The organism is Flavobacterium sp. Leaf82 (assembly GCF_001422725.1).
Taxonomy (GTDB): domain Bacteria; phylum Bacteroidota; class Bacteroidia; order Flavobacteriales; family Flavobacteriaceae; genus Flavobacterium.
The window spans coordinates 520,949-532,735 of record NZ_LMMA01000032.1; the positions used below are offsets into that span (position 1 = coordinate 520,949).

The 11,787-nt window shown below is 33.0% G+C and carries 10 protein-coding genes; all 10 read left to right on the forward strand.

Annotation, left to right across the window (positions count from 1 at the left end):
- The first annotated feature begins 78 nt into the window (after positions 1 to 78).
- The 10 genes from ASF10_RS16790 (at position 79) to ASF10_RS16835 (ending at position 11,772) form a co-directional block, all read left to right on the forward strand.
- Positions 79 to 2,349 carry a M1 family metallopeptidase gene (locus ASF10_RS16790; protein ID WP_056251399.1) on the forward strand — a complete coding sequence of 757 codons (2,271 nt, stop codon included), beginning with the start codon at positions 79 to 81 and terminating at the stop codon, positions 2,347 to 2,349.
- Between the two features lie 714 nt (positions 2,350 to 3,063).
- Positions 3,064 to 3,705: a GNAT family N-acetyltransferase gene (locus ASF10_RS16795; RefSeq protein ID WP_056251401.1), complete on the forward strand. Its 642-nt coding sequence runs from the start codon at positions 3,064 to 3,066 to the stop codon at positions 3,703 to 3,705.
- Positions 3,706 to 3,769: 64 nt separating this feature from the next.
- On the forward strand, positions 3,770 to 4,963 hold the full coding sequence (locus tag ASF10_RS16800; RefSeq protein WP_035680634.1) for an argininosuccinate synthase: 1,194 nt from the start codon (positions 3,770 to 3,772) through the stop codon (positions 4,961 to 4,963).
- The gene (gene argC / locus ASF10_RS16805) at positions 4,956 to 5,933 is read left to right on the forward strand and encodes an N-acetyl-gamma-glutamyl-phosphate reductase (RefSeq protein ID WP_056251404.1); all 978 of its coding nucleotides are present in this window, start codon (positions 4,956 to 4,958) and stop codon (positions 5,931 to 5,933) included. Before ASF10_RS16800 ends, argC begins: the two co-directional genes overlap by 8 nt.
- A gap of 155 nt (positions 5,934 to 6,088) precedes the next feature.
- Positions 6,089 to 7,228: an aspartate aminotransferase family protein gene (locus ASF10_RS16810; RefSeq protein ID WP_056252232.1), complete on the forward strand. Its 1,140-nt coding sequence runs from the start codon at positions 6,089 to 6,091 to the stop codon at positions 7,226 to 7,228.
- A gap of 152 nt (positions 7,229 to 7,380) precedes the next feature.
- Positions 7,381 to 8,574 (forward strand): glutamate-5-semialdehyde dehydrogenase, encoded by a 1,194-nt coding sequence (locus ASF10_RS16815; protein WP_056251406.1) that lies wholly within the window; start codon positions 7,381 to 7,383, stop codon positions 8,572 to 8,574.
- 169 nt (positions 8,575 to 8,743) lie between these two features.
- On the forward strand, positions 8,744 to 9,505 hold the full coding sequence (proB, locus tag ASF10_RS16820; RefSeq protein ID WP_056251409.1) for a glutamate 5-kinase: 762 nt from the start codon (positions 8,744 to 8,746) through the stop codon (positions 9,503 to 9,505).
- 103 nt (positions 9,506 to 9,608) lie between these two features.
- Positions 9,609 to 9,998: a GxxExxY protein gene (locus ASF10_RS16825; protein WP_056251412.1), complete on the forward strand. Its 390-nt coding sequence runs from the start codon at positions 9,609 to 9,611 to the stop codon at positions 9,996 to 9,998.
- 96 nt (positions 9,999 to 10,094) lie between these two features.
- Complete coding sequence (locus ASF10_RS16830) at positions 10,095 to 11,042, forward strand: N-acetylornithine carbamoyltransferase (protein ID WP_056251415.1); 948 nt, start codon at positions 10,095 to 10,097, stop codon at positions 11,040 to 11,042.
- Positions 11,043 to 11,076: 34 nt separating this feature from the next.
- On the forward strand, positions 11,077 to 11,772 hold the full coding sequence (locus ASF10_RS16835) for a hypothetical protein (protein ID WP_056251417.1): 696 nt from the start codon (positions 11,077 to 11,079) through the stop codon (positions 11,770 to 11,772).
- Positions 11,773 to 11,787: the final 15 nt, after the last annotated feature.

Sequence of the window (11,787 nt, forward strand, 5' to 3'; positions counted from 1 at the left end):
AAATTAAATTTATGATTCCTGTTTTTCCTTTAAATAGCTTTTTTTTTCCTTAATTTGCTACATAAACAGCTAAAAAATATGAAAATACAATCCTCAAAAGCCTTATTAACCCTGGCTTTGTTTGTTGGAATTTCTTCTGTTTGGGCACAAGAAACGCCTGCAACAACAGCGGTAAATCCAGTTAATAGTTATAGTTATCATGATGCATTTGCACCACATTTTTATACAAAAAACGGAACGCCAACCCGTTCTGCAAGCGGTCAGCCGGGAGCTGAATACTGGCAAAACAGAGCCGATTATCAAATAACGGCAAAATTAAATGCTGTTACAAACGAGATTATTGGTACAGATGAAATTACATATACCAATAATAGTCCTGATAAATTAGGATTTTTATGGTTGAATTTAGACCAAAATTTATTTAAAGAAGATTCTAGAGGAAATGCCGTTGTGCCTTTAACCGGGAGTCGTAATGGCGCTCAGGGACAGGTTTTTGATGGCGGAAATAAAATAAAATCAGTTAAAGTAATTTCTTTAGGAAAGAAAAAGACCGAAGCTGAAGCAAAATTTGTAATTACAGATACCAGAATGCAAATATTTCTTCCTGAAGAATTAGCATCAAAAGGCGGAAGTGTAAAAATTAAAATCGAATTTTCGTTTGTTGCTCCTTTTGAAGGATCAGACAGAATGGGAGTTTTAGAAACTAAAAACGGTAAAATTTTCACGATAGCACAATGGTATCCGCGTATGTGTGTTTATGACGATGTAAGAGGCTGGAATACACATCCGTATTTAGGTGCTTCTGAGTTTTATTTAGAATATGGTAATTTTGATGTAAAACTTACAGTTCCGGCAAATCATTATGTTGTAGGTTCAGGAGAATTACTGAACGGGGCAGAAGTAATGCCGGCAGAAGTTTTCAAGCGTTATAAAGAAGCTTCGTTAAGCGATAAAGCAGTTATGATTCGTTCTGCTGAAGAAGTTGCTGCAACTGCAAATGCAAACGCTGCAGGTGAAAAAACATGGCATTACCAAATAAAAAATGCTCGTGATTTTTCCTGGGCATCATCTCAGGCTTTTGTTTTAGATGGAGCAAAAATTAACTTGCCAAGTGGTAAAAAATCATTGGCTTTATCTGCTTATCCTGTAGAAAGTGGTGGCGAAGCAGCTTACGGACGTTCTACTGAATATGTAAAAGCTGCCATAGAACATTACTCTAAAACATGGTTTGAATATCCTTATCCGGCAGCGACAAACGTAGCAGGAAATGAGGGCGGAATGGAATATCCCGGAATCGTTTTTTGCAGCTGGGATTCAAAAGGACAAGATTTATGGGGAGTTACAGATCATGAATTTGGACATATCTGGTTTCCTATGATTGTAGGTTCAAACGAAAGATTATTTGGTTGGATGGATGAAGGTTTTAATACTTTTATTAATTCCTTGAGTACTGCTGCATTTAATAAAGGAGAATATGTAGAACCACTAACCGATTTGCATAAAGCGGCAGAGTCATTTACAAGACCTAATTTAGAAACGATAATGAGTTCTCCGGATAATATGAAAGAGGCTAATATTGGTATGCTTTGCTATTTTAAGCCAAGTTCTGGTTTGGTAATTTTAAGAGAACAAATATTAGGAAAAGAGCGTTTTGATATTGCTTTCCGTACTTATATTGAGCGTTGGGCATACAAACATCCTCAACCGGATGATTTTTTCAGATCTATGGAAAATGTTGCCGGCGAAGATTTAAGTTGGTTCTGGAGAAGTTGGTACGTAAACAACTGGCGTTTTGATCAGGGAATTAATTCAATTAAATATATTAAAAACGATCCTTCTAAAGGAGTTGCAATAACAATTGAAAATTTCGATAAAATGCCAATGCCGGTTATTTTAGATGTTAAAACAAAAAGCGGAAAAGTTACAAGAGTTAACTTACCGGTAGAAGTTTGGCAACGTAATAACGTGTGGACTTTTAAACATAATTCTACCGAAGAAATTGAAAGTATAACACTTGATCCTGATCATGTTTTTCCTGACAACAACGAAGCGAATAATGTGTGGAAATTGGGAAACGGTAAAATAGAGAAAGATGTTGTTTTAGACAGCTATTTGGGAACATATTCAACTTCAAGAGCACCTTTGAAGATCGATGTAACAGAAAAAAACAGCACTTTAAATGTTGAAATTACAAACTTTCCTAAATTTACTGTAAGTCCTGTAGAAAATGAAAAAGATGCATTTCAATCTGCGAGTGCGGGATTAAAATTTAAATACAACGAAGCAAAAACAGGTTTTGATATGATTATTTTAAGTAGTGGGGAAACAATTCCTTTTACTAAAAAATAGAAACACAATATTTATAAAGTTTTTAAAACCCGATAGTTATTCTCTAACTATCGGGTTTTCTTTTGTTTAAAATATCGTTTATTGATTTTTTGTCATTTCTACGAAGGAGAAATCACACAGGTAACTTGACAAAGATTGTCGAATTTGATTATGAAGTTTTTAGTGTGATTTCTCCTTCGTCGAAATGACAAACTTTGAGAAAAACTCTTTAATAAGTATAAAATCAGCTGTTCATGATTTTAATTTTAAAATTAAGAAAGAAAACTCAGAACCTCAGTATCTTAGTCTCCAAGCTTCGGGATAGAGTCTCATAAAAATAACAGAACATTAAAAAAATGTTAGAATTTTAATTTTTTGTTTTGTAAATAAAAAAATAGTGTACTTTTGCACCAATGAATAAAATAAGTTTACATATAACTTCTTTGTCACGGACAAACTCACCTGCTACTTCTCCCGAAGTACGGATACTATCTCTATAGTATTCACAGAGTTTTTCGCCGCGTATTTATTTATATTCATTTTTCATTTTGAAATCACAACATTTGTCCATTGGACAAACATATCCTAAAAGTATATATAATTTTTTCGTTTTTCTTAATCAAGTTTTTGATTTTGAGAATGTTACTTCTATTATGTCTATTTTTGCGGGATTGATTTCCGGATTTCAAACTAAACAATACGTTTTAATTTTTAACTCTAACTTCAACTATTGAAATGAAAATCTCTATTGTTGTTACTCAGGAAGAACACTTCAAATTCGCACAGGAAATTTGCGATACGATAGAATCATCTGCCTTGCTAAGAGGTACAGGGATTGCTAAAAGAACTCCTGAATACATTCAGAAAAAAATGTCGAATGGTGATGCGATGATTGCTCTGGCAGACGGAAAATTTGCAGGTTTTTGTTATATCGAAAGTTGGCAACACGGAAAATTCGTGGCTCATTCTGGTTTAATTGTACATCCGGATTACAGAAGTTTAGGTTTGGCAAAAAAAATCAAATCAAAAGTTTTTGATTATTCCCTAAAAAGATACCCGGACGCTAAAATATTTGGTATTACAACCGGTTTGGCTGTAATGAAAATCAACTCTGATTTGGGTTACAAACCAGTTCCGTTCTCAGAATTAACAACAGATCCGAGTTTTTGGGCAGGTTGTAAAACGTGTACCAATTACCAAATCCTGCAAAGCAAAGAAAACAAAATGTGCCTTTGTACCGGAATGTTGTACGACCCAAAAGAAAAACAAAAAGATCCGCCAAGACATCCTTTTAATGAGGCCGTTTTAAGCAGATTAAAAAAAATTAAACAAGCTTTATTCTTAAATAAACTATTGTCGTTTATCTTTTTAACCTAAGAATAAATCAAAAAAGAAATCTCAAACTTGCTACATACGAAAGTATTAGCCTAAATTATAAAAAATGAAAAAAGTTGTATTAGCTTATAGTGGAGGATTAGATACCTCGTATTGTTTGAAATATTTAAAAAATGAAAAAGGATACGAAGTTCACACCGTACTTGTAGATACAGGAGGATTTGATGCTGAAGAATTATCAGCAATCGAAAAAAGAGCTTACGAATTAGGAAGCGCGCAACACGCAAACCTTACAATCGTAGACAAATATTATGATAAAGCTATAAAATATTTGATTTTTGGTAATGTATTAAAAAACAATACATATCCATTATCAGTAAGTGCAGAGCGTGTTTTTCAGGCGATTGAAGCAATTAAATATGCTAAAAAAGTTGGAGCAAGCGCAATCGCACACGGAAGTACAGGTGCAGGAAATGATCAGATTCGTTTTGATTTGATTTTCCAGACTATTGCTCCGGAAATTGAAATTATTACTCCAATTAGAGATTTAAAACTTTCAAGACAAGAAGAAGTTGATTATTTGGCTCAAAACGGAGTTCATTATTCTTGGGAAAAAGCACAATATTCGATCAATAAAGGACTTTGGGGAACAAGTGTTGGAGGAAAAGAAACCTTAACTTCAAGCCAACCCTTACCAAGTGATGCTTATCCATCTCAATTGAAAAAAGAAGAAGAAGAAAAAGTAAGATTGCATTTTGAACAAGGAGAATTAGTTGGTTTAAACGGTCAGTTTGATAAACCATCAAATAATATTGTAGCGCTGGAAAAACTGGCAAATGCTTTTGCAATTGGTAGAGATATTCATGTTGGAGATACTATTATTGGTATTAAAGGAAGAGTTGGTTTTGAAGCTGCTGCGCCATTAATCATCATCAAAGCGCACCATTTATTAGAGAAACACACACTTGGTAAATGGCAACAATACTGGAAAGAACAATTAGGAAACTGGTACGGAATGTTGTTTCATGAAGGTCAGTTTTTAGATCCGGTAATGCGTAACATCGAAACTTTCCTGCAAGACACACAAAAAACAGTAAATGGTGTTGTAACCGTTTCACTAAAACCATATCATTTTTCGCTTGACGGAATTGAATCTGATAATGATTTGATGAACACAGGTTTTGGTCAATACGGAGAAATGAACAACGCATGGACATCTGATGATGCAAAAGGATTTATCAAAATTCTCGGAAATGCACAAAACATATTTTCATCTGTAAATCATTTAGATCATGATTAATGTCGGAATAATTGGTGGTTCAGGCTATACGGCCGGAGAACTTATCAGAATCTTGATGTATCATCCCAATGTAAACATCGATTTTGTTTACAGTACAACAAATGCTGGAAAACCACTTTCTGTGGCGCACCATGATTTGATGGGAGATATTGAAATGAACTTTACAGATGTTGTAAATCCTGACGTAAATGTAGTTTTCTTGTGTTTAGGACACGGTAAATCGATTTCATTTTTACAAGAAAATAAATTCGCAAGCCATACTAAAATCATTGATTTAGGAAATGATTTCAGATTAACGAAAGACGCTAATTTTGACGGAAAAGAATTCGTTTACGGATTGCCTGAATTGAATAAAACGGAAATCAAAAAAGCAAATTTTATCGCAAATCCAGGTTGTTTTGCTACCGCAATTCAATTGGCTTTGTTGCCATTAGCGAAAAATAATCTTCTTAAAGATGATGTTCATATTAATGCAACAACAGGAAGTACAGGAGCAGGAGTAAGTCTTGCTGAAACTTCGCACTTTAGCTGGAGAAATAATAATATGTCGCATTATAAAGCTTTTGAGCACCAACATTTGGGAGAAATTAACCAAAGTGTGAATCAATTGCAGGCCGATTATTCAGATGAGTTAATTTTTGTTCCGAATAGAGGCGATTTCACAAGAGGAATTTTTGCAACATTATATACAACTTCTGAAGAAAGTTTAGAAGACTTAGTTGCAAAGTACCAAGATTTTTATAAAAATGAACCTTTTGTAACCGTTACAACGACAAACATCAACATGAAGCAAGTCGTTCAAACTAACAAATGTATCATCAGTTTATTGAAAAAAGGAAACCGGGTTTTAATCACTTCAATTATTGACAACTTAACCAAAGGTGCTTCAGGACAAGCGATTCAAAACATGAATTTAATGTTTGGGTTAGAAGAAACTACAGGTTTACATTTGAAACCAAGCGGATTTTAGGAAAAATTTGTTTCAGGTTTAAGTTTCAAGTTTCACGTTCTGTACGTAGCTTGAAGCAATAAATATGAAGCTTAACAATAGTTTCAAGTTTAAAGTTTCACGTTCTCTATATAACCTGAAACATGAAACCTGAAACAAAAAAAACAAAAATAGACATGAATTTATTTAACGTATACCCACTTTATGATATCACACCTGTAAAAGCACTAGATTGCACAATTACAGACAATAACGGAGTGGAATATTTAGACTTATATAGCGGACATGGTGTAATCTCAATTGGCCATACGCAACCTGATTATGTAGAAAAACTAAAGAATCAATTAGATCATTTAGGATTTTATTCGAATGCAATTCAGAATCCTTTGCAGGTAGAATTGGCGCAGAAATTAGGGAAACTTTCAGGATTAGAAGATTACGAGTTATTTTTATGTAGTTCTGGAGCTGAAGCAAACGAAAATGCATTAAAATTAGCTTCTTTCCATAACGGAAAATCAAGAGTTATTGCTTTTGACAATTCGTTTCACGGAAGAACTTCTGCAGCCGTTGCCGTTACAGACAATAAGAAAATCGTAGCGCCAATTAATGCACAACAAGTAGTTACTTTTTTACCTCTAAACCAAATCGAATTAGTTGAAGCAGAACTTGAAAAAGGAGATGTTACGGCAGTAATTATCGAAGGAATTCAAGGAGTTGGAGGTTTAGATCAGGGAACAACAGAATTTTTTCAGGCTTTAGAAAAAGCATGTAAAAAACATGATGTTGTTTTAATTTTAGACGAAGTTCAATCAGGATACGGAAGAAGCGGAAAATTCTTTGCGTTCCAACATCACGGAATTAATGCTGATATTATTTCAGTTGCAAAAGGAATGGGGAACGGATTTCCGGTTGGAGCTATTTTAATTTCTCCAAAATTTGAAGCAAGTTTCGGATTATTAGGAACTACTTTCGGAGGAAGCCATTTGTCTTGTGCAGCAGGAATTGCGGTTCTTGATGTAATCGAAAAACTAGATTTACATAAAAATGTAAACGAAGTTTATGAATATTTCTTAGAAAAAATCAAAGAAGTTCCTGGAATCAAACAAGTAAAAGGAAAAGGTTTAATGCTTGGAGTAGAATTTGATTTTGATGTAGCAGCTTTAAGAAAAAAACTAATTATCGAAAAACATATTTTTACAGGAAGCGCCAACAACAAAAATCTGTTAAGAATTTTACCGCCATTAACAGTGAAAAAAGCTGATATTGATACCTTTATTGTAGCGTTAAAAGAAAGTTTACAAGAACTTCAAAACTAAGTTATCTCAAAGTTAAACCCGACAGGTTTTTAAAACCTGTCGGGTTTAGAAACACAATCAGAATAAATATCTTAACAGGTTTATAAAACCTGTTAAGTACTAATAAGTTTCGATAAAAAGAAACAAACCAAAAAACAACCAACTACAAAATTATGAATCCATTATCAATTGAAAAACGCAATCTGGTTTTGCGGTCTATGGCAAAGCTGGTCGAGCAGGAGCGGAGTCAGATTATCTTGACCAATCAGGAAGATATTACTGATTACGACGGCTCAGATTTAGCGATGGAAGAACGCCTAAAAGTAGATGATAAAAAAGTCGACGAGATGATTTTGTCTTTGAATCAACTAGCTTCTCAGGAAGATCCGGTTGGAGTAGAACGTTTTCATTTTGTTCATGATAATGGAATAAAAGTCATTAATAAAACAGCAGCTTTTGGTACGATTTTAATTATTTATGAATCTCGTCCAGACGTTACAATCGAAGCAGGAGGAATTGCCTTTAAATCCGGAAATAAGATTTTATTAAAAGGAGGAAAAGAAGCTTTAAAATCAAACCTGAAAATTGTTAATTTATGGCATCAGGCTTTAGAAGAAAACGGAGTTTCGAAAGAATGGGTTGAATATCTGAATTACAACAGAACAGAAACTCAGGCTTTCTTAGAAAAACCAACTCAAAAAGTAGATTTAATTGTTCCGAGAGGAGGAGAAAAATTAATCGAGTTTGTAAAAGCACACGCCACTTGTCCTGTAATTGTAAGCGGACGCGGAAATAATTTTGTTTACGTTCATAAAGATGCAGATACGGATTTGGCTTTAAAAATAATTTTGAATGCCAAAACCTCTAAAATTTCAGCTTGTAATGCAGTTGATAAAGTTTTAATAGATTCTAAGTTACCTAATTTTGAAGGTTTTACAGCTATTTTAATCGAGACTTTAAAAGAATCTAATGTAGAAGTAATCGTTGATGAATCTTTAAAGAGTTTTGAAGATACAGAAACACTTCAGAACGAAGATATCTGGTATGAAGAATTTTTAGATTATAAAATTGTAATCGGAAGTATTGATTCTGAAGAAAATGCAATTGATAAAATAAATAAATATTGCGGCGGACATTCGGCAGTAATTATTACAAGAGATGACAAAGCAGCGCAAGAATTTATGGATGCCGTTGACACAGCCGCAGTTTACCAAAATGCTTCAACCCGTTTTACAGACGGAGGACAATTTGGTTTAGGAGGAGAATTAGCCATAAGCACAGATAAATTGCACCAAAGAGGACCAATCGGTTTACAACATTTGGTAACCAACAAATGGTATGTTTACGGAGAAGGGCAAATAAGATGATTTTAGATTTATGATTAACGATTTTTGATTTAAGATTTATTGGAATTTGGTCCCGAAGCTTCGGGATAAAAATTGTAATTTATTTAAAAACAAAGCTTTGCGAACTTAGCGTTTGTAAACACAAACAGAATAAAAAACCTTGCGCCCTTTGCGGTAAAAAAAATACAGCATGTCAAAAAAGCGGATTTTATTAAAAATAGGAAGTAATACTTTAACCAAAGAAACCAATCATATTTCGCGGGGAAAGATTGAAGATATAGGTATGCAAATTGCCGCTCTTAACAAAGATTACGAATTTGTAATCGTAAGTTCAGGAGCAATCGCCGCCGCCAAGCAATTCGTAAAGCTCGAAAGTAAAGGAAAAGAAATTGCATTAAAACAAGCTTTAGCTTCAATTGGGCAACCTCATTTAATGCGGATTTTTCACGAGAATTTCAGCGATTTAGGTTTATTGACATCCCAATGTTTATTGTCTTATTCGGATTTTGAAAAAGACCAGTCAAAAGTAAATATTGTTAATACAATAAACGTTTTGGTTGAGAACAATTACATTCCGATTATTAATGAAAACGATACCGTTGCCACAGATGAGATCAGGTTTGGAGATAACGATAAATTAGCAGCTTTAACAGCAGTATTGCTAAATGTTGATATTCTGATTATTGCCACCAATACGAATGGAATTTACACCAAGGATTCTATTCATGATGAAATTCCGGAAACGATTAAATTAGTAAATGATTTAAAAACATTGGAAAAAGAAATCGGCGAATCAAAATCATCACACGGAACAGGAGGAATGCAATCGAAAATTGAAGCAGCTGGAATCGCAAAAGCTGCCAACATCGAAACCTGGATCGTCAACGGATTAAATGATAATTTTATTTTAAAGGCTTTGAAAAACGAAATATCGTTTACTAAGATTGTGTAATATGTAACGCTGATGAAACAGATTCGCTAAAGCGAAGACGCTGATAAAAACGGATTTATATATTTAATTTTTATGTAGTATATTTCATTCAAATTTTAAAATTATGGAATTATTACATGAAGAATTGACCGATGTTATTATTAAAACGTTTTATGAGGTTTATAATGAATTAGGATATGGGTTTTTAGAAAGAGTTTACTTAAATTCTCTATACTTGGAATTAAAAAGTAAAGGTTTAAATGTTGAAACTCAAAGAAAAATAGAAGTTTATTATAAAGGAATAGAAGTAGGAGAATATTACGCAGATTTAATTGTTGAGAATTTAATTATTCTTGAATTAAAAGCTGCTGACAGTATTGCTCCAGCGTTCGAAAATCAAATATTAAACTATTTAAGAGGAACAAATTGCGAAGTCGGTTTACTCCTAAATTTTGGAAAGAAGCCAGAATTCAAGCGGAAAGTTTTCGAAAATAGTAGGAAAATAAGAAAGTAAAAAAAGGAAAAGAAAAAAATCAGTTTTTATCCGCGTTTTCGCGAAGCGAATCAGTGAAATCCGCGTCTAAATAGGAATCAATATAAAAGAAAAGACATGAATTATATTTCAATAAAAGACATCGACTCATTATCAAAATGGGTAAAAAGCGCATTAAAAATTAAAAAGGATCCGCTTAAAAATCAAGCTTTAGGTAAAAATAAAACCTTAGGAATGCTATTCTTCAACCCGAGTTTAAGAACGCGTTTGAGCACTCAAAAAGCCGCTATAAACTTAGGAATGAATGTTATGGTGATGAACTTTACTAACGAAGGTTGGACATTAGAGTTCGAAGACGGAGCAATCATGAATTCCGGAGCTTCAGAACACATTAAGGAAGCTGCAGAAGTAGTTTCTCAATATTGTGATATTATTGCAATCCGTGCTTTTGCAGGTTTGGTAGACAAAGAAAAAGATTATCAAGAAACAGTGATATCGGGATTTTTGAAACACGCAACAGTTCCAATCGTAAACATGGAAAGCGCTGTTCGTCACCCCATGCAATCTTTGGCAGATGCCATTACGATGGAAGAATACAAAACGAAACACAAGCCAAAAGTAGTTTTGTCCTGGGCGCCGCATCCAAAAGCTTTACCGCAAGCCGTTGCCAATTCATTCGTAGAGATGATGCAAATGCAAAAAGATATGGATTTTGTAATCACACATCCAGAAGGTTACGAATTAAGTCCTGAAATTACAAAAGATTGTAAAATCGAATACGATCAGGATAAAGCTTTCGAAAATGCAGACTTCGTTTACGTAAAAAACTGGAGTAACTTCAACGATTACGGAAAAGTAACCAACACAGATCCAAATTGGACCGTTACAGCCGAAAAAATGGCATTAACCAACAACGGAAAATTCATGCACTGTCTTCCGGTTCGTCGTAATGTAATCGTAAGCGACGAAGTTTTAGACGGAGAAAATTCAATTGTAATTCAGCAGGCGAATAACAGAACATATTCGGCACAATTAGTTTTACAAAAGATTCTAAAGAGGTTATAAATAAGTTAACAAAGATTTAAGTCAAAATATAAAAATGATTACTATAGAGGATCTGATTGCAATAAATTCTAAATTATCAACGTGGAATTTGGTAAATAAATATTTCTCAATAAAATGGAAAGCATTTCAAGTGTTGATGGTTGGATTAGGGATAATCTTTTCTTTATTAATGTTTTATTTTATAATGAAAAATCAATATTTGATAGGAATTGTTTTTGGTTTCATAAGTTTTTTTTTAGGAGTTTATTTTTTGAACTTTAAAATTAAAAAAGAAAGAGTAATCATTGAAGAGAAATATTCTTATACTTTACATTTTTCAAATTCAAGAAATAAACAAATTGCTGAAATTCAAAAAGAAGAGTTTAAAAAGATATTTCAAAGTAGTAATATTTATGAAAAAGATAGTCTTCTTTTTTTAATTGATTGTATAAGAAAAGAAAATGAGGATAAAAAATTTAAATATCCAATTTCTGTCAATTTGTTTGCAATGATTTTTGGGAGTTTATTTTTTGGAAGTTTCCTAAGCGGATTTGTGAATTTTTCAGATAATAAACTTGACGAATATTTATACTTTTATAAAATAGTCTTTGCATTAATTTTTGCTGGATTAAATTTAATTTTTTTTATTGAAAGAACCATAGTGAAGGAAATTTTGGATACTAGAAGAAAAAATAGAAATAGGTTAATTAGAATCTTAGAAAATATCTACATAGAAAAATATGTGAATTAATTGAGACCTTAAAAA

Coding starts and splice junctions, on each gene's coding strand:
- ASF10_RS16815 (WP_056251406.1), top strand. CDS start 7,381: ATGAATCCATTATCAATTGAAAAACGCAATCTGGTTTTGCGGTCTATG.
- proB (WP_056251409.1), top strand. CDS start 8,744: ATGTCAAAAAAGCGGATTTTATTAAAAATAGGAAGTAATACTTTAACC.
- ASF10_RS16825 (WP_056251412.1), top strand. CDS start 9,609: ATGGAATTATTACATGAAGAATTGACCGATGTTATTATTAAAACGTTT.
- argC (WP_056251404.1), top strand. CDS start 4,956: ATGATTAATGTCGGAATAATTGGTGGTTCAGGCTATACGGCCGGAGAA.
- ASF10_RS16810 (WP_056252232.1), top strand. CDS start 6,089: ATGAATTTATTTAACGTATACCCACTTTATGATATCACACCTGTAAAA.
- ASF10_RS16830 (WP_056251415.1), top strand. CDS start 10,095: ATGAATTATATTTCAATAAAAGACATCGACTCATTATCAAAATGGGTA.
- ASF10_RS16790 (WP_056251399.1), top strand. CDS start 79: ATGAAAATACAATCCTCAAAAGCCTTATTAACCCTGGCTTTGTTTGTT.
- ASF10_RS16835 (WP_056251417.1), top strand. CDS start 11,077: ATGATTACTATAGAGGATCTGATTGCAATAAATTCTAAATTATCAACG.
- ASF10_RS16795 (WP_056251401.1), top strand. CDS start 3,064: ATGAAAATCTCTATTGTTGTTACTCAGGAAGAACACTTCAAATTCGCA.
- ASF10_RS16800 (WP_035680634.1), top strand. CDS start 3,770: ATGAAAAAAGTTGTATTAGCTTATAGTGGAGGATTAGATACCTCGTAT.